A 19740-nucleotide genomic window follows, 5' to 3' on the forward strand; every position below is an offset into this window, starting at 1 on the left:
AAAGCGGCTGTTTAGCATATTACAGACAAGAAAGAATTATAGTTGCAATGCCTATCAATGGGATATAAAACAGAATCTCCGTAAGAGATATAACACTTCTATAATATGCAACTAATGTCCCCGGTTTCCTTTCTATATTAAAATTAATCCCATATCCCTCCAGCTGGTGAACAGCATTATACAACTTTCGGAATTGACGTTCTTGCAAAAGATAAAATGAGTCCAATAGCCAAAACGCTATGATTGGAATATATGCAATAAGGAATAACTTTTTATTGCTTTGTTGTCCCCAAAAAGCATATACTCCAACAACAAGTGTTACTGTCCAACCTTTTAATGCAAAGGAATTACTGGCCATACGGTTAATAATACCCAGAATCATTTGCAAATGTTGAATTTTATTCGTATCCATGTTTAATCACTCATTCATAAAATTGTTATTTTCTTCAAATATGCCTTGCTGCTCATAGAGCTTATCCATTGGATACATGTGGCATTTCAGTGACAATTCATTTGCCCACTCCACCAGATTATCCATAGATAATCTTCTCAGGTGATTCGTTCGAACTCTATATTGCATTTGGTAGTCCCATTCCATGTCTGTACCATTTTCAGCAATATATTCATCGCTTGGAATATCTCGATATTCTGCGAGCAATTTATGACAGACAATTTGTGATATCGATAACTCCGAATAAATCCAAGGTGATAAAGTTGCACTTTCACCAGGTATTTCATCAATAGATAACGAATTCGGCGTATTTACAAAAAAATAAGCATTCACATTTGTCAATCATTTGTTCTAATGCAGTATTAAGCATAATATGAACATGACTTGTGGATTCATTACGTTTTTTATAACTATAGGCAGCAGTATCCTCGTCATTATACTGCAGCCTACTATACTTATTATCAATCTTTTTCAAAAGATCATTTGCATACCCCCAAATATGGGAATCAACAAATGCTTGCACATTACATTCTTCTTTAAACCAACCAGCTAAACTTACAACTAGTTTTTCATCCCTGTGTGCATGAGATAGAAAGATGTCTGCTTTAACCTGCCCAAACCAATCATTTTGAATTGCAGTACCATCTAAAGCATGTTTTGTGGAAGTCTTAATAAGCAAGTCTCTTTTATCTAAAATATAGTTATCTACAGTCTTTTCATTCAAAATGTAATCAGTTAACTTTTCTCTTATTCGCTGCTTCTGTTCAGCTAAACATTTTTCACCCGCCTTATAATAATGTTCATTGGCTCTACCAAAATAGTACTCTGGAATCTTTAGATTAAAACCTGCAAACACGGATATTCTCCTTTACAATACTACTCTGTGAACATACTTATTATTTATTAGAATATCATAATTATTTTTTAATCTCAACGGTATTCCTAGGATATCGACATTATATATGCAAGATTTTTCGAGATTGTATCTTCTCCGTTCTTAGTCACATTAAATAGATGAGAGTATTCAAATATCCCAAATCTACAAGCTCTTATTATTGTTAATAGGCGCTAAAATCTTTCAAATTTATTTACTTTTTTCACCCACTTCTTATTTCACTATTTATGTCTTTGTTTTGGGATATTTTTCTTCTGTCTATTTTCTAGATAAAGTTATAAAAACTCTATATTTTTAAATTTTTATTGTCATTTTTCATAATGTAAGTTTTTTCACCTGCAATCTGAAAAAGGTTCTCGCACTGGTGCTGGCGTTTGCTTGTGCATTCACCATGTTCGCTGGTGCGGCGTTCACGGATCAGGCCGACATTAAGGTTGACTCTGATGTAGTGGACACTCTGGTATCGCTGGGCGTAATCGAAGGTTTCGAAGACGGCTCCTTCCAGCCTAACGCTACCGTAACCCGTGCTCAGATGGCAAAGATGATTTACGTTCTGCGCACTGGTAACTCTGACGCTTCTGCGTACAACAATGACAAGACTTCTTTCACCGACATCAACGGCCACTGGGCTGCTGGCTACATCAAGTACTGCCAGTCCGTTGGCATTATTGCCGGCAAGTCTGCAACCGTATTTGCTCCGAATGCAACTGTAACTGCACAGGAAGCTGCTAAGATGTTGCTCGTAACCCTTGGCTACGACGCTCAGAAGGCTGGCCTGGTAGGTACTAGCTGGGCTGCAAAGACCAACGCACTGGCTGACGAGAATGGCCTGCTTGAGGATGTTAATACTTCCTTCACTGGTCCGTGCCCGCGTCAGTACGCTGCACAGTTGATCTACAATGCAATCGACGCTCCTACTGTTGTATGGCGTGACGATGCTTACACCACCAACAACTATGGCAATGGTGACAACCCGACCATCGGCGAGAAGTACATGGGCCTGCACTCTGTTGAAGGCATCCTGACTTACTTCCAGAAGGAAGATGGCAAGGACACCTACAATGCTACTGTTTCTTCCATCACTAAGAAGGACGGCACTGCTCTGTCTGGCAAGGACATCATCGACGAGCAGAACTTCTCCAAGATTGCTAAGGACTACTACGCTCTGAAGCATCAGAAGGTTAAGGTTCTGTACAAGGAGACCGATAAGGTTTACGGTGTATTTGCTCTGACCGATTCCAACACCGTTCTGACTGGCGTTGTTGGTGATTTTGGTGAGGACAGCGGCAAGCTGAAGTACGATGGTAAGAAGTACACCCTGGCTGCTAAGAACAGCGTATACGTTAACGATGAAGATGCCAAGGCTACCAGCGTTGCAGACTACGCTGATAAGGCAACGGGTATCGTTAAGGCTTACGACGCAACTGCTATCTCCAATGACGATAGCTCTAAGATCAGCCGTCTGGACGTTGCTTCTTTTGCAGTAGGTCAGGTTACCTATGTTGGTTCTGACTACATCAACGTTTCTTACAAGGCAAACAATGTTGCTGGCGTAAACGGTAAGACCAACTTCTCCACTAAGCTGGAGTCTGATGACGTTACCTATCCGTCCGATATCAAGAAGGATGACTACGTTGCAGTTACTGCAGCAGTTAACACTTCTGATGGCAACATCGGTGTAACCAAGCTGGACGTTGTTACCGGCAAGATCACCACCACCAAGAAGGCTTCTACTGACGATGCTTACGAAATCACCATCGGCGGCACTACTTATGAAAAGGCTGGCGTAGCTGATGATAAGGCTAAGGATCTGAAGCTGAACGCCACTGTGGCTGTTGTTGTCAAGGGCAACTACTTCCTGTACGTTGATGATGCTAACGCAGAGGCTAAGGACATCGGCATGATGACCGAGCTGTACAAGGAAGGCAACCGTTATGTTGCAACCGTGATCAAGGCTGATGGTTCCTCTGAGAAGATGACCCTGAAGAAGACTGATGGTTACTATGTAAATGGTACGTCTACCACGGCTGTTGAGTTTGACAGTGCTGTCAAGGGTGCAGGCGTTGCTCCGAAGCTTGTTTCTTATAGCAAGTCCGGCGATGACTACAAGATTAAGCTGCTTGATAAGACGAATGAAAAGGCTGGCTACGACGTATATACCGAGTCTAATAAGACCTCTGTCGACAACAAGCGCTTTACCTCGGGCGATGTTTCTGCAATCGAGGATAACGCAACTGTATTCGTTCGTTACAAGACCGATTCTTACAAGGTTGTTACCGGCAAGGATCTGAAGAACTGGAAGAACACTGTAAACTTCGATGCTTATATTCTGGCCGATACCTCCAGCAGTGTCAACTATGCTAAGGTAGTACTGGCTGATCTGAAGGATGACAGCATGGCTGGCGGTTCTGACGTTAACTACGGTTATGTCTACACCGTTGAGTCTGGTCTGACCAACGATGAGGACGAGTACACTGTAATCTATGCTTGGAACGGCACGGAGACTGTTGAGCTGTGGACTGATGATGATGTCAACGTAGCTACTAGCAATGTAGTTGAGTACTCTATCGATGGTACTCTTGAGACTGCTAACGGCTCCAAGACGGAAGTTTCCATCGACAATGTTTACGGCACTGGTAAGGGCAACAATGCTTGGACCAAGGCGGTTGTTGTTGGCGGTGACTACGGTACCGATAAGGATGGTACCGCATATGTTTACGATACCAACACTGATGTTGCAGTTAAGGATGTAACCGGCAATACCAAGGCTATCAAGCTGGACAATGATGATGATGCTATCATCCTGTTCGTTGATACCTCCGATGATGGCAAGACTGATACTGGCCTGACGCTGTCCGCTGACATGGATCTGTCCTCCTTCGTTCAGGACAATGGTGGCAGCTACAAGGTAAACGCAGTTTACTATGTATCTAAGGATGAGAACAACGCTGAGACTGGCAAGAACATTATCGTTGTTGATATCACTGGCGAACTGAACTCCAAGGTTAAGTAATCTACCAATTGCTTCAGTTGTTGGATTTCTGATCTAAACAATCGAACCCCTGAGGTTTTCCTCAGGGGTTCTTTTTGTACATATGGAAGGCTGTAACCGCTATCTCTGGCAGTGCCAAGTACGGTGCTAAGGTTTCTGACACTGTAATCATTTATCTGAATGCAGTTGATTGGGAGGCTGGCGACGCTCAGGATTGGATGGAAGCTGAGATGAACAAGGCTGACACCAATGTTAAGGCTAACGTATTCGCTATCGTTAACGACGATGACGAGATTGAGCTGCTGGTAATCGGCACCGAGGACAATGAGATCCGCGCTGCTGCTGATACTGATAACGCAGTTCTGCTGCCCCGCTAAGGTTTAACCTAAGCCAATCGAAAAGTCCGCTCAATTGAGCGGACTTTTTTTACATAAATTCAGCAAAGTAGTCTTCTAAGCGAGCATAGAATGCATTCTTGGCTTCATTATAGTCATCTTCAAGAATATATTCACTACAATCATCGGGAAATGGAATTTTTTCGACCGCCTGCTTAAGTATTTTGAAGAATTTTTTCTTCTTTGCCGTACTTAAAGAATTAATTGCTTCCAAACAGTGCTCATTCGTGCACAAATCATTGAACGTATAGCTTCCTTCAGATGCATTAACTTCTTGCTGTGTTACATATGCGTCACTCAAATCGTTTGATGTAAATCGCATGTCAATACTCCTTTCCCAAAGGGTGAGAAACCCCCGCTCATTTGAGCGGGGGTTTGTGTTTCCTTTTAAGCTAAGCTAATTAGCCTGCAAAGTGAACGTGAGAATCGGTTACAACAGTGTCAGTATCGGTGTTACGATCCAGCATGTTATCTACATCGTAGAATACTGCAACAATCTTGTAATCCGGAGTAGCAACAGTACCGTCGTTCTTCAGAACTACGATTGCGTTTGCAACATAGTTAGAGCCAACGCACTTCTGTGCGGTCGGGATAGCCTCGATACCGCCCTCAGCGCCCTCATTCTCAGAGTCATCAACTGCAACAAATACGCAGTCATCGTCGAAGGTATAGGTGCCAGTAGTTGCAGCTCCGCCGGTAGCAATCTTAGCAGTGCCCTTCTCAGTACGATCGGTACCGATAATAGCAGCGTCCAGACCCTCAAGCGATACATCATTGATGTAGTCGCCATCGATGGTGTAGGAGATTACCTTACCGGTGGTAGCGCCAGCAATCGGAGCAGAAGCATCCTCAACCAGAGTCTTAGCGCCCTCGTTGGTCCATACCTCGTAAGCAGCCTTCTTCTCACCGTTTACGGTTACAGTATAACCATCACGGGTCAGGTAGCCGTACTTGGTATCAGCGGTTGCGCCCGGAACCTTAGCGCCACTAACTTCGACGTAACCAGCAGCAACGTAGTCCAGACCATTCTTCTCGTTGGTCAGCAGAACAGTGCTGTCAGCAGTCTTGTTGTCCCAGTTCTTGATAGACTTACCAGAGATAACCTTAATCTCGGTAGAAGCCTCAACATAGATAACTGCATCGTCGTTAACCGGCTTGTTGTCAATCTTCTTGTCATCAACCTTAACAGAGCCAGTGGTGATATAATCATCGCAACCAGCCTTGTTGGTCGTGCTTACGAACTCGATGTCGTAAGTATCATCAGACAGCTTGGTGAAGGTTACAAGACCCTTAGCAGATGCACCGGAGGTAATCAGAACATCATCAGCCTTAACCTGATTTGCATCCGGAGTAGTAGCGCTAGTTACCAGCTTCTTGCCGTCGTACTTGGACAGCTTAAGGTAAACGATACTTGGTACAAGGTTGCTACCAACGGTGCTTCCAACGTAGCAGACGATACTGCTTCCATCAAGTCTGGCAGCACCTATGACTTTGCTATCGTTGGCAATTACATTGTAAATGCCAAGGAGACCGAGTCTTCTTCCAACGACATTCTGGTTGTAACTGACTTTGAGTCCGCAAAGAACGGCATGCAGAGCAGCACCACTCAGAAGGTAAAGGCTTACTTCCTGGACGGCTCTTCCAAGACCATCGAGGTTGAGAAGCTGGCGCTGACCGCGGGTGAAGATGCAGAAGATGTAACTTCTAAGAACTGCTTTGCAGATGACAACAAGTCTGTTAACCACCTGTTCACCTACTCTACTCGCAGCAACGGCACTTACACCCTGAAGGCTCTGGGTACTAGCACTGCTGCTGATGGTACCACGCTGTCTAATAAGGCTGGTTACGAAAACGTAGGCCAGGATACTGAAATTACTGCAAAGAACAAGATTGGTAAGTATTCTATCAATGATAGTGCAGTAGTATTCGCACTGTATAATACCGTTTCCGGTGCTACCAACATTCAGAAGGACGTAAAGGTTCTGTCTGGTAAGACCGTAAATGATTGGTCTACTAAGTACGGTTCTACTGTTTACTACGCAACCAAGAAGTCTAACGGTATTGAAACTGTTAGCGTTGCAGTTGTAGTTGCTAAGGCTAAGTACAACGGTGCTGGCTCTGACTACAAGTATGCATATATGACCTCTGATTCTTACAAGGGCACCAACGGCGAGGACAACGATGAGACCACCGTATACGAGGCTTGGACTGGTTCTGAGAACGTAACCCTGAAGTATGATGGCGGCGACGGCACCCCGAAGTCTGCTGGTAATATCCTTATCTACACCGATGACGGTGCTGATTTCATCAATGTTGAGGCAGCTAAGGATACCAAGACCATGCGAGTTGCAATCACCGGTATTCAGAAGGTTAAGGAAGGCGATGTAGCTGTTAAGTTTAACGGCGGCAGCGACACCTATTCTATGGACGAGGATTGCGTATACATCGCAGTCAACGACGACAAGCAGGAAGGTATGGAAGGTTCTTCTCTGGATCAGATTTCTCTGGCTGAAGAGACCTCCACTGCTGGTCAGTACTATGCAAATGCTTGGATCGTTCTGGAGAAGAATGACGACGGCACCTACGGTGACATTCTGGCTATCATCTATGATGCAGATAACAACCGTCTGAAGGGCAACAAGATTTTCTAATTGAGAATTAAAATTGTCTAACTGAAATCCCCGAGGAAGTCCTCGGGGATTTCTCCTATTTACCGCCATTACACAAAAGAACCCCTGAGGTTTCCCTCAGGGGTTCGATTGCTTTACTGCAAATTCAACGGATCAAGCCGTGAAATTACCAAGCAGTGATGTCGTGCTGAACGTCAATTACGATAACAGTGATCTGATCGTCAGAAGCGCTGTCAACGAATACGCGAGCGTTCGGTACTGCATCCTCAGTCAGCTTGTTAGCAGAATCGGAAGCATCGGTTGCAACCTTGTTGGTGATCTGAATATCGTTCAGAGCCGGCAGCTTGCCCTTGCTCCAGAAGTCGGAGTCGAAGGTACGAGCCAGGTCGATGTCGGACATGGTGTAGCCGGTCTCGCCCTTGCCTGCGTCAGAATCAACGAACAGGATTACGGTATTCTTGCTGTCAACCTTGGTGAATGCATCAGCAGTAGAAGCGTCGGTAGCTGCACCCAGGCTGTTGTTGCCTGCTGCACGCCAACCAGTGTCGTTGCCGAGCTTGTAGGTGTACAGGGAGATGTCGCCGGAGCCTTCATCGAAGGAAGCTACGAATGCATCAGCCTGCTTACCAGACTTGTACTCGATATCAGACAGGGTGTCGCCGGTAGCAGTGTAGGTGAAGATATCACCCTTGCTCATGCTGTTAGCAGCGGAATCATCGGTGGTAACGGTGATCTGCTCAGTGCCGTTCCAAGCGGTGATTACATATACAGTGCCGTTAGCAGTGCCGGTCTTCTTCTCAACATTCTTCAGAACTACTGCGTAGTTGTCGGAAGAGCCGCCGGTAGAATCGGTGCCCAGGTCGATAAATGCAGCCTGTGCATAGTAGCCGTTGCCAGACTTGTTAGCAACTGCGGTTGCACGCAGGATGGTACGATCGTAGCCAGAAGCAGTCTTACCGGTTACTACCTTGTAGTCGCCGTCTTCGCCAGTAGCATCAGCCTTGGACTTAACGAATACAACGCCAGTGGATTCGTAGTACAGGCGAGAGATAGAAGCGTTATCAGAAGAGGTGAAGGTACCAGTCTTGATGGAACCATCGGTCTTGACCGTAGTGTTGTTAGCACCAGTTACAGTTACATAAGAATCGTAACCATTGGTCTCAATGTCGGTAGCGTTGGCAACATCAGTGTTTACAGCGCCCAGACGGGTCAGGGTGTAAACGTCCTTGGATACCTCGTAAGAAACGAGAATCGGCTGGAACTTGTTGCTCGGCTGATCGCCAGTTACATTGTTGTTAGCCAGATCAGAATCTCTCATATTCTTGTTAGCAGCGTTGCCTTCGTGGAATGCGATGATGTTCTTGCCATCGTCCTTGTCGTCCCACTTCTTCTCGATCTCAACAACCTTGTCGGTGCCGTCAGAGAAGATCATGCGAGCTTCCCACTTGGAGTTTACGCCGCCCTTAGGAGCAGCCTCAACCAGCAGTGCGATGTCGTCAATAGAACCAGTGGTGGTATCAGTGTAGTAAACATAGCCGTTTACAACTACCATCTCAACGTTGGAACCAGTGTTCGGGCGCTTAACGAGCTTGCCGGCTACGTCAGCATTGCCAGCCATGGTGTACCACTCGTCAGAGATAGATACGCCGTCATCAGCCTTAGTGCCGTTTACCTTACCAGTAACAACGGTAGCCTTCTCAACCAGACCATGGTTGGTGCCGTAGTTGCCAGCAGCAGTTACAACAACATAGTCGTCCTTCTTGATACCGTCGTACCAATCCCAGTCATCGGACTCGAGCTTGGTCTTGGAAAGGATGTCCTTGTCGCCGCCCTTGTAGGAAACATTAACATAGTCAGAACCAACAGCGGTAACCTTACCAACTGCAAAGGTCTTAACATTCAGGATGGAGTACTTGGTGGAGCCGTCGGTAGCAAGCAGCTTAACCTCGGTCGACTGATAGTACTTAGAATCGGTGTACTTAGAGGAAGAATCATCACCATACGCATCAACAAAAGACTTGATGGTATAGTTGGTGTCCTCACCATTTACGTAAACAGAAGTGGTGTCAGCCAGATCATACTTGGTGCCGTCCAGCTTAACCTTCTTAGCGCTGTCCATCTTGAGATCCTTCAGGATGCCAGTCTGTTCAGTGTTGTCCTTGGTAGCGTAAACGCCGTAAACCTTGGACTTGTCGTTGTTCTTGTACAGAACGGTAACCATCTGATACTTCAGGTTGGAGTAGTCCTTCTTCACTTCAGTGAAGTTGTACAGGGCCTTGTCCTTGTCATCAGTGGTCTTGTTCAGATCAACGGTATCCTTGTTCAGGGTCAGCTCAAAGGTCTCCTTGCCGGAGGTCTTGGTAACCTTGGTCAGAACAGCGGTGGTCTTCTTCAGGTTCATGAACTTCTCGCCGATGGTCTTGTTGTCATCGCCAAGCAGAGTTACGTTGGTGTAAGCATCGTCACGCCATACAACGGTCGGAGTATCGATTGCGTTGTAGATCAGCTGTGCAGCGTACTGACGCGGGCACGGACCGGTAAAGGAAGTGTTAACGTCCTCCAGCAGGCCATTCTCGTCTGCCAGTGCGTTGGTCTTAGCAGCCCAGCCAGCACCTACCAGGCCTGCCTTGTTAGCGTCGTAGCCGAGGGTTACGAGCAGCATCTTAGCAGCTTCCTGAGCAGTTACAGTTGCATTCGGAGCAAAGATGGTAGAAGACTTACCAGCAATGATACCAACGGACTGGCAGTACTTGATGTAGCCGCGTGCCCAGTGGGTACCAATGTCGGTGAAAGAAGTCTTGTCGTTGTTGTACGCCGAAGCGTCAGAGTTGCCGGTACGCAGAACGTAGATCATCTTCGCCATCTGCGCACGAGTTACAGTTGCGTCGGGCTGGAAAGAGCCGTCTTCAAAGCCCTCGATGATGCCCAACTCTGTCAGAGTGTCCACGACTTCATCGGCGACCTTGATGTCCGCCTGATCCGTGAACGCCGCACCAGCGAACATGGTGAACGCGCAAGCGAACGCCAGCACCAGTGCGAGAACCTTTTTGAGATTCTTCATAGGGGAATTCCTCCTTAAAATAATATTTCGAGTTTTCACTCGTTCGATAAATATATTACCATAGTCAAACACAGGGGTCAAGCGCAGTTTGCCATCCGTAACATGAATGTAACATTACAGGTAATGTTACATTCATGTGTGTTACACTTTCTCTCCACCAGGCAAACCTCTTCATATAACAAGGTATTCCGTTCTTCCCTATCAACTGATGTTGTAAATTTTTCTATTGCAAATTTTCCTGTTTCCGCTTATACTAAATATGCTTTATAACGCAATTAAAAAGCAGCGTTGCCACACTCAGGTTTGGCACCACAAAGCTCTATCCCGGCCGTGTGTCGGGATATCTTTGTATTATAGGAGAATTTTCTATGAATTATCGAATTGGTTTATATCTGGACAATGATAAAATCGGTTGGGCTGCAATCCGTGAGAACGAAGAAGGTCATGCTGAACACATTGAACGTGTAGGTGTGCGCTTCTTCCCTATCGCCGAAAATTCTTTCAACGGCTCTACTCCCGGTTCGGAACGACGCATGTATCGACTGGCTCGCCGACGCTACACCCGCCAAAAATATCGCTTTGCCAAACTGCGCGAATTATTCAGTGAAGTTGGTTTGCCTCCTATGAACACACTTGTCCACAAGCCTGTGGATTATTTGTGGCAGTTACGCACAGACGGACTAGATCGTCAATTGTCCGCCGAAGAATGGGTTCGTGTGCTATATCATATTGCTCACCATCGAGGTTTCCAACCTGGAACCGGTGAACAACTCTCTGAAACCTTTTCCAATAATGCAAAAATCCGTAAGGCAATTCATAAAAATCAGCAACGTATGGATGAGCAAAACTATCGCACTGTAGGTGAGCTCTTCTATCGAGATTCTCGTTTTCGACCCAATGGTCTGTTTTCGCCCTTTAAAACCGGCATTCCTTATATAACCAGTGTCTCTCGTGATATGATTCGCGAAGAAGTGGTATTGCTGTTCTATACACAGCGTATTTTAGGAAATCCATTTGCGACTGAAGTCTTTGAACAGAAATATACCGAAATTCTCTGTCGTCAGCGCTTTATCTTAAGCGGTCCCGGTCCTAATAGTCCTTATGCCGGCCATAAACGACGTTTTGGTGGTATCTACTGCCCCCTAGAACCTCGAAGAGAACGCTGTCCTGATGCTACTCCTCTCGCAGAACGTTTTCGATTTTTGTGTATGGTCAACGCACCTTATTCTATTCCACCTCACACGCAGCCAATCGCAAAAACCGAAGAACAGAAACGACAAATCCGTGCTGCCGCTACTAAAAATCCTGCTCAGCTTTATGCGGCTACAAACAATGTGTTAAATTTGGATCCTAAAACGCCCTTGACGCTGTATCTTGATGGAATCCCCTATTCGGCTGCCTCCATGAATAATTGGATCATCCCCCACGGCCGCAGATTGCTTTCTGCACTTTCCAAGAAATTTCCGGATGAACAGGGTATTCTACACAAACATTGGGAGGACCTTTTGCTTCTCTTCGTCTCTACTCCCGAAAAATACTGGAAGCAGCGGTTAAAGGAATTTCACTTCTCCAAAGAACTGTGTGATTTGTTAGCGAAAGCTCATCTTGTACAGCGAGCGCGCTACTCTCGCAAAGCGTTGGGGCGTATAGTGCCACTTATGGAAAAGGGTATGTCTATGGAGGAAGCACGCGATAAATGTTATCCCGACAGTCCTGTATCGAATACTTCAACCAAATTAAATTTCAAAAATTTCTATCACGTTGCACGTCCTGCCACTGATCGTACGCTATCGCAAGCTATTGTTCTTATCAAAGCATTACTCCGCGAATATGGTATGCCTACGCATATTCGAATCAGCACATCATACGAAATGGGAAAGCCATTGTCTCTCCGTAAAAAACACAAAAAGATTCAGGAAAATCGAGATAAAAAGCTTGCACCGCTTTTCCAAACTGCATCCGGCTTTCTCCAGCGTTCTCTAACGTCGGACGAATGTACTCGAATTATTTTGTGGTCTCTGCAGAATCATGCATGTATGTATACCGGTACGATGCTTACTTTTGCACAAGCATTATCATCAACTGATACAGCAGTCGACCACATTATCCCTTACTCCGATTGCTATGATCATAGTTATAATAATCTCGTTTTAGTATTGCGCTCTGCTTCTAACCATCGGAATCATCTGCCAGGTGTTACATTTGGCCGTGATATTCGTTACCGAAACCGCGCATCCGAACGTTCCAATCGAAAATGCCGTATAAATCTATTAGCATCCCAGTGGACTGAACAGGATAGCATCAATCAGCGCCAGCGCTCGCTAAGCAATCCTTCCCCTTTACTCACCGGCTTTGCACTCTTTCTGCAGCGCACATTATCTGCACAGGATAACATACTTTCTTCGGTTACGCCTGTTAATACCGGCACAATTGGCTTACGTTTGTCACGCGTGTTTGAGCAAGTTCCACCTGCTATGGACTCTGCTGGCCAAGCAATCCTTACCGCTCTCAGCGAGCCCCATACCTGTGAACAACTATCTGACTTTTTCGCAAACGACTACGAAGGAACCCTATTCCAACCCTGGCCCTCATTCCATGAGGAATTTTCGGCTCTCTGTTCACCAGAGTCATCCTGTTTCTCTCATATGGCACAGCATAAAGTACGTGGTGCTGCACATCGTGATACATTAATGCGTCGTCGTGGTGATGAGATTGTAGCTAAACGGGCGCTTATACAGTTGAAACTGGATGCCAATAATGAAATCGCTGATTATTTCCAGCCAGAACGTGATCGTTTACTGTATTCTGCTTTGCGCAATCAGCTTATCGCACACAACGGAAATGCTGCTGAAGCCTTTGCAGAACCTTTTTACAAACCGAAAGCTAACGGCGATATTGGTCCTTTGGTCAAATCTGTTCCTATCATCCAGCATCCTCGTGCTTTTGTATCCGTCCGAGGGGGTATTGGCACCCATGGTGATATGATTCGAATCGATGTATTCCGCACTTCCAATAATGAATATTATTATGTGCCTATCTACGTCAAGGATACGCTTCAGCCAACACTTTCACTCCGTGCAGTAACCAAAAATCCAAATCGCATGTTACTCATGTCAGAGTCCGATTTTATCTTTTCTCTTTATTCCAATGATGTGATCTATATCGAGCTACCAGACACAATAACTCTGAAGAGTGTGTCTTCCAATGATACTATTAATGTCAATCATGGTTATTTTCTTAGAGGCAATGTCAAAATAAAGAGTGGAACCTTTGAGGTCTCTACACTCGATAAGCAGTATATTCGTACATCGATTCCTTTCTATAGTCTTCGCTCACTATATAAGTGTGAAGTCGATCCCCTTGGAAAGATACGCAAAATCACAAGTCCTGAAAAACGCATGACCTTTCATCTCAAATAATCCACACAGAAAAAGACCTGTACACAACGTACAGGTCTTTTCCGATTCAAGAACTCTGGAATTTCCCATTTCTTTATCATTAACGCAACTAAAAAAGCAGGGGAGCCACAGTCTTAAAAAATTTTATGTCTATAGTATAACATAAAATATCCTATGTTTGCAAGTATACTCTCCTGCTCTTGCAACATTATAGTGCTATAATAACTGAAAGTGCAAACCCTCGACTCACTTGCCGAGGGTTTCGTCATTGCTGAACTTAAACACCGTCATAAACAAAATTTTTATATCAAACAGCAGCGTCCAATTCTCAATATAATAAATATCGTGCTCGATTCGGCCCTGAATCGACGTATCGCCGCGGAAGCCATTCACCTGCGCCCAGCCGGTAATGCCCGGCCGCACCTGGTGCTTGACCATATACAGCGGCACGCTTTCCTTAAACTGGTTTACAAAATACGGCAGCTCCGGCCGCGGCCCGACCAGACTCATATCCCCCATCAGGACGTTGAAAAACTGCGGCAGCTCGTCAATCGAAAACTTACGGATAAATGAGCCGAACTTGGTCTTGCGCGGGTCACTGTTGGTGCTCCAGCCGGTATTTTGCTTATCGTTTACGCGCATAGAGCGAAATTTGTACATATAGAACGGCGTCTTGTTCAATCCTACGCGCTCCTGTTTGAACAGGATTGGGCCGGGTGAGGACAACTTCACACCGATCGCCGCGAACAGCATAATGGGCGAAGTACACAGGATCAGCAGCAGTGAGCCGACAATATCCACCGCCCGCTTGAGGAACGCGTTGCCGATATTATCCAGCGGAATGTGCCGCAGGTTGACCAGCGACACGTCACCCACCTCGTCGATCGACGGGCGCGACGGCATATACTTATTATAAAACGGGATCAGCGACATTTTCACGCCGTTTTTCTCGCTGCTCGCGATAATGCTCTGCAGATACGGATACTCGTCCGCCTCCAGCGCGATGACCACCTCATCTGGCGAGCTATGCTCCAGCACATGTGCCAGCGCATCATATGTACCGCGATAGGCAATGCCCGGCAGGCAGTCGCGCGGCGCAAGATAGCTGTCCACGCAGAAGCCCAGCGTGCGGTCATTCTGTACCGCACAGCAGTACGCCTGCGCCTGCTCCCCGCAGCCGATCAGCAGCACATGCTTCAGATTGTAGCCGTGCTCGCGGAACGAGCGCAGCAGCCGTCGCAGAAACCATCGCTTGACCGCTACCGCGATTGTCGCCAGCGCAAAGAACACAAACAGCGTCCAGCGCGACAGGTGAAACTGCTTAAACGCGAAAAAAAACGCCAGCAGAATGCCGAAAATGATGGTATTGCTCCGCAGCAGCAGACTGAACTCCTGCAAAAAGTTTTTGGCGCGGAAGGAATCGTACAGTCCCATCAGACCATATAGCAGCCAGAACAGCGGTGAAACGCATAGCACCGTCATCAGATAATACGGCAAGCCAATATGACCAGGCATGCCATGAAACAGCGTAAAACGAATAAAATATGCAAGGATCATGCAGGGAAAAAGAATCAACACGTCAGTCAATCCGTTGATTTGATTGAGTGTCCGCTGGTTTTCTTTGATCAACCTCGGTTCCTCCTATTATAATGTATGTCGATACTAATTTTATAAGTTTATCACATCCGGCATAATTTTACCACCTGTAAACGACTTTTCCCGCCAAATAAATTTTCTCCAACAGAGCGATAATATCTCACCAAACCTTGACAAAACAGGTGTTTCGGAGTAATATTTTGCTATAAATACGTGCGCAGGCGGCGTAAGTTGCCTGCGTTTTTCTTTGAAAGCAGGTCACACTGTGAACGGTAACAAAAAGCTACTATATATTGCCTCATCGTTTGGGCATCTAGCATCCTTTCATCAACCTTATACCGAGTGGCTGGCACAACAGGGTTATGATGTTCATGCGGCGGCCGGCGGCGAGCAGCGCGCATTGCGCGGTGTCAGCCGATACATCCCAGTGCCGTTTGAAAAAAGCATGTTCTCGCCGCGCAACTTTGCGGCGGTCCTGCAGCTCCGCTCCCTGCTGCGGCGTGAAAATTACGCCATGATCAGCCTGCACACCTCGCTTGCCGCGTTCTTTGCGCGTCTGGCGGTGCAGCTTTTGCCGAAAAGGCAGCGTCCCGTGGTGATGAACACCGCACACGGCTATCTGTTTGATGACAGCACTCCCTTTCTCAAGCGCACGCTGCTGCTCGGCGCCGAGCGCATGACCGCGCCTGTCACCGACTGGCTGCTGACCATGAACCGGCAGGACGAGCAGATCGCCAGGCGCTATCGGCTCGGACGGCACATCGTCCCGACGCCGGGTATGGGTATTGCACTCACGCGGTTCTCCCCTCCCTCACCGGAGGAAAAACGCGCCCTGCGCCGTGCGATGGAACTGCCCGAAAACGCACTCGTGCTCATCTACGCGGCGGAGTTTTCCGGCCGCAAGAACCAGAAAATGCTTATCAGCGCCATGCCTGAGCTGCCGAACGCCGTACTCCTTCTGCCCGGCCGCGGTGCACTGCTCGATGATTGCCGCACACTCGCGCAGCAAAAGGGCGTTGCCGACCGCGTTCGCTTCCCCGGATTTACGTCCAACATCGAGCAGTACTACCGTGCTGCCGACCTTTGCGTGTCCTCCAGCCGCAGCGAAGGACTTCCCTTTAATGTAATGGAGGCCATGGCCTGCGGTCTGCCCGCGGTACTCTCCGATGTCAAGGGGCACGAAGATTTAGTGCGTTCGGGCGAGAACGGCCTTTTATTCCCCTATGACGACCAAAACGCCTTTATCCGTGCCGTAAAGCAGGCCGCCGAGCCTGTCCTGCAGGCACAGATGAGCGCCGCCGCGGTACAGACCGCCGTTCCATACGGTATTGACGCGGTATTCCCCACGCTCACCGCAATTTATTCTCAAGCAATTCCTAATCAACCTAAGGAGGTTTCAGAATGACTGAAAAAACAGCAAAATCCAACGCCGGAAAAGGCTGGCTGTGCTGTGCGGCGATCATCGCCCTGTGCGTGATCAGCTGCTTTGCACAGAACGGCACCTACACGACCAAAAAGGTGCTCGGTCTGCTCGGTGCGGTCGGCATCATCGGCATGATGCTGTTCGCAGACAAAGCACGCATCAAGCGCCTGATGAGTCCACCGTCGTTTGCACTGCTGGCCTATCTGCTGCTGGAGGCTTTATCGACGTTCTATGCCCGTTCGGGCAAGTTTGCCATCGCGGAATTCTCCTGCAACCTGATTGCCTTTGCGGTGTTCATGGCCATCGTGCTTTTCTCGGATGATGGCAAGCAGTCTTTCCGCCGCATTGCAGCCGTGCTCGCAACGGCAGCCGCACCAGTCGGCCTGCTGTCTATTGACGCGGCATCCTGCAACATTCTTATGCGCCCCGTGCGTCCGCTGCTCGAGTTTGTCGGCCGCGGCTACGACAACACCGGCGCGTACTTCTACTCCCGTCTGAACACCATTCTCGGCAACCCGAACATCTACGCAGGTCTGATGTCCGTCGCGTGTCTGATGTCCCTGTGGCTGGTGCTCACCTCTGAGAGCCGCAGACAGCGTATCCTGTGCACGGTTCTGCTGATGGTGAATGCAGTTTCCTACCTGCTGGCGTTCTCGATGGGCTCGCTCGGCGTATTTGTCGCAGCATGCGTGCTCATGCTCGTGCTTTCGCCCAAGGAGACCCGCTCCGGTCTGTTCCTGCTGTTGCTCCAGACCGCGGTCATCGCGCTAATCGTCGGCGCGGTATCGGTCAAGGGCTTCGGTGACACGGTCACCGGCTCCCCCCTGCCGATGATCATGCTCGTAGTCGGCTGCGTCGCTGCCTGTCTGCTCGAGATCGGCGTGCGCGGCAAGCTGGCCGAGCGTCTCGCGGATAAGGGCAAGCTGCTGATCGGTGCGGTTGCCGGTATCGTGGTCGTGATCACCATCTATCTGATCGCGGCACTCAACGTCACCGGTGCGTACACCTTCGGCACCGAGGGCGATTTCCGCCGTACCGCGGACCTGCCCGCCGGCGACTACACGCTGAGTGTGGATGCCTCCGCGCCGGTAAACGTGCGTGTTGCGTACAAAAACACCAACAATCTGGTGCAGAATAACGAAACCGACCTTGCAAACGCCTCCACGGATAACGATATTACCTTCACCGTGCCCGAGGACAGCAAGCTCGTGTTCTTCTACGTCTCCTGCGATCAGCCGGGCGTGACGGTCAATACCGCCACCTACACCGGTGCAAAGGACGGCAGTGTCAAGCTGGGCTATAAGCTGCTGCCCGCCTTCATTGCAGACCGTATTCAGGACCTGACCGCAAACGGCAACGTCGTACAGCGCGGCGTATACCGTCAGGACGCCATCAAGCTGTGGAAAACCGCACCAGTGTTCGGCCGCGGTCTGGGTGGCTTTGAGAACGGCGTTGCCTCGGTGCAGGATTACTACTACGAGACCAAATACGCCCACAACCACTACGTTGAAGCACTCTGCGACCTCGGTGTGCTGGGTCTGCTGGCGTTCCTGTCCATGCTGGGCACGGCTGTCTGGGCGCTCGTCAAGAGCCGCAAGGAGAAGCCGCTCATCGTCATGCTGCTCGCGGCCTGCGTGCTGCAGATGTTCGGTCAGGCCGTTACCGACGTAACGTGGTCGTCCGGCTCCTGCCTGCCGATGTTCTTCGCCGTGCTGGCAGCTATCACCGTATTCTGCGCGGATTCGCTCCGCCTTAAGCTGCCCGAAAAGAACAAGGGCGGTGCGGTGCGCTGGCCGGTAACCGTCGTCTGCGCGGTATTCACTGTGCTGATTGGCCTCAACCTGATCGCGCAGAGCAAGCTGAACAGCGACAATCTGACCCTTGATGACCTCAAGCTGGGCGCAAAAATCGACCTGTTTGAGGCAAACGACTACAAGATGTCCTATCTGATGAGCAACTACGACGACGAGACGCTTGCCGCCAAGTACGCCGCATCGCTCTCCCGCGTACAGTCCAACACAATCACTGTACTGCTGGCGCAGTATTACGCCAACACCGGCGATTTCAGCCGTGCATTTGATATTCTCGACCGCGGTGCGGAATACACCCGTGCCAACGCCGAGCAGTGGCAGAAGATCTTTCGTCTGGAGGAAGCCATCGTCGATCCGGTCGGAAGCCTGTCCGCGGTAGAGCGCATCAAAGACGATACCTATATCAAGCGTGTTGTAAACTCCTATAACAAGCTGTGCGAGACAAACGCACAGCAACTCGATGATGTTACGCTGACCGAGCGCAACAACACCTTCCTCAACAAGGTGCTAACCATCTCGGCAACCGATTCCTACGATATGCGCACCGCAATGAACACGTTCTCCAATCTGGTGCTGGATACCGCTTCCGCACCCGATGTCAACGCTGATAACCAGCCCGACTTCGCCGAAGTCACCGAGGGCAGCGCATCGTGGAACGAGGGCGGCGCATTCACCGCAGATACCGACTGCACTATTTCCTTCACCGCAGTCATCAAGAACGACGGTGACTATGCTCTGACCGTACAGAGCAGCAACGCCGCCGGTATCACCGCCGAGGCAGGCGGCACCACCGTGACGTTTGATGCGGCTGGAAAGGGCACCACTCCGGTGCATCAGCTCGGCGATGCAGACAGCACAACGACCATTACCCTGCACGTTCCGGCAGGCACTACGGTCGAGCGTGTAATATACACTATGGAATAATCATTGCTCATTTCCGAAGTCTTCTAACATTACTCGTTTCAAGATACTTCTCCCTACAAATAAAGCAATCGCTGTATGTGGAAATCAATCCGCATACAGCGATTATTTTATTTATAAAAATAATTTTGCCGTCGCATATAAAACGGTCTGTTGCGAATATGGAC

Annotated in this window: 11 protein-coding genes; 5 read left to right on the forward strand and 6 right to left on the reverse strand. The window is 48.3% G+C overall.

The features are described 5' to 3' along the window. Positions 1-19 precede the first annotated feature (19 nt). A complete protein-coding gene (locus C7386_RS05820; RefSeq protein ID WP_116705033.1) occupies positions 20-412 on the reverse strand; it encodes a hypothetical protein in 393 nt (130 codons plus the stop codon). Positions 413-737: 325 nt separating this feature from the next. Next, a complete protein-coding gene (locus C7386_RS05825) occupies positions 738-1307 on the reverse strand; it encodes a hypothetical protein (RefSeq protein WP_116705034.1) in 570 nt (189 codons plus the stop codon). 403 nt (positions 1308-1710) lie between these two features. Between C7386_RS05825 and C7386_RS05830 the strand changes: the two genes are divergently transcribed. Both C7386_RS05830 and C7386_RS05835 read left to right on the forward strand, forming a co-directional pair. Continuing rightward, positions 1711-4359 carry an S-layer homology domain-containing protein gene (locus tag C7386_RS05830; RefSeq protein WP_116705035.1) on the forward strand — a complete coding sequence of 883 codons (2649 nt, stop codon included), beginning with the start codon at positions 1711-1713 and terminating at the stop codon, positions 4357-4359. A 74-nt stretch (positions 4360-4433) separates the two neighbouring features. Next, on the forward strand, positions 4434-4715 hold the full coding sequence (locus C7386_RS05835; RefSeq protein ID WP_116705036.1) for a hypothetical protein: 282 nt from the start codon (positions 4434-4436) through the stop codon (positions 4713-4715). Between the two features lie 49 nt (positions 4716-4764). On the opposite strand, the gene C7386_RS05840 is transcribed toward C7386_RS05835, so the two are convergent. The 3 genes from C7386_RS05840 to C7386_RS05855 form a co-directional block, all read right to left on the reverse strand. Then, complete coding sequence (locus tag C7386_RS05840; RefSeq protein WP_116705037.1) at positions 4765-5055, reverse strand: hypothetical protein; 291 nt, start codon at positions 5053-5055, stop codon at positions 4765-4767. Positions 5056-5134: 79 nt separating this feature from the next. Next, a complete protein-coding gene (locus C7386_RS05845) occupies positions 5135-6478 on the reverse strand; it encodes a hypothetical protein (protein ID WP_116705038.1) in 1344 nt (447 codons plus the stop codon). A gap of 1051 nt (positions 6479-7529) precedes the next feature. Further along, complete coding sequence (locus tag C7386_RS05855; protein ID WP_116705040.1) at positions 7530-10424, reverse strand: S-layer homology domain-containing protein; 2895 nt, start codon at positions 10422-10424, stop codon at positions 7530-7532. A gap of 368 nt (positions 10425-10792) precedes the next feature. Between C7386_RS05855 and cas9 the strand changes: the two genes are divergently transcribed. Beyond that, positions 10793-13843 carry a type II CRISPR RNA-guided endonuclease Cas9 gene (gene cas9, locus C7386_RS05860; RefSeq protein WP_110435698.1) on the forward strand — a complete coding sequence of 1017 codons (3051 nt, stop codon included), beginning with the start codon at positions 10793-10795 and terminating at the stop codon, positions 13841-13843. Between the two features lie 225 nt (positions 13844-14068). Here the strand turns inward: cas9 and C7386_RS05865 are convergent, their stop codons facing one another. After that, positions 14069-15400 (reverse strand): undecaprenyl-phosphate glucose phosphotransferase, encoded by a 1332-nt coding sequence (locus C7386_RS05865; RefSeq protein ID WP_318261205.1) that lies wholly within the window; start codon positions 15398-15400, stop codon positions 14069-14071. Positions 15401-15683: 283 nt separating this feature from the next. Between C7386_RS05865 and C7386_RS05870 the strand changes: the two genes are divergently transcribed. Together C7386_RS05870 and C7386_RS05875 are read left to right on the forward strand one after the other, a co-directional pair. Further along, positions 15684-16823 (forward strand): glycosyltransferase, encoded by a 1140-nt coding sequence (locus tag C7386_RS05870; protein ID WP_133241581.1) that lies wholly within the window; start codon positions 15684-15686, stop codon positions 16821-16823. Then, complete coding sequence (locus C7386_RS05875) at positions 16820-19576, forward strand: O-antigen ligase family protein (protein ID WP_116705042.1); 2757 nt, start codon at positions 16820-16822, stop codon at positions 19574-19576. Before C7386_RS05870 ends, C7386_RS05875 begins: the two co-directional genes overlap by 4 nt. Positions 19577-19740 lie beyond the last annotated feature (164 nt).

Source organism: Agathobaculum butyriciproducens (genome assembly GCA_003096535.1).
GTDB lineage: Bacteria > Bacillota > Clostridia > Oscillospirales > Butyricicoccaceae > Agathobaculum > Agathobaculum butyriciproducens.

Excerpts from the sequence above, each read along its gene's own strand:
- C7386_RS05820 (WP_116705033.1), bottom strand. The coding sequence starts at position 412 with ATGGATACGAATAAAATTCAACATTTGCAAATGATTCTGGGTATTATT.
- C7386_RS05855 (WP_116705040.1), bottom strand. The coding sequence starts at position 10,424 with ATGAAGAATCTCAAAAAGGTTCTCGCACTGGTGCTGGCGTTCGCTTGC.
- C7386_RS05840 (WP_116705037.1), bottom strand. The coding sequence starts at position 5,055 with ATGCGATTTACATCAAACGATTTGAGTGACGCATATGTAACACAGCAA.
- cas9 (WP_110435698.1), top strand. The coding sequence starts at position 10,793 with ATGAATTATCGAATTGGTTTATATCTGGACAATGATAAAATCGGTTGG.
- C7386_RS05875 (WP_116705042.1), top strand. The coding sequence starts at position 16,820 with ATGACTGAAAAAACAGCAAAATCCAACGCCGGAAAAGGCTGGCTGTGC.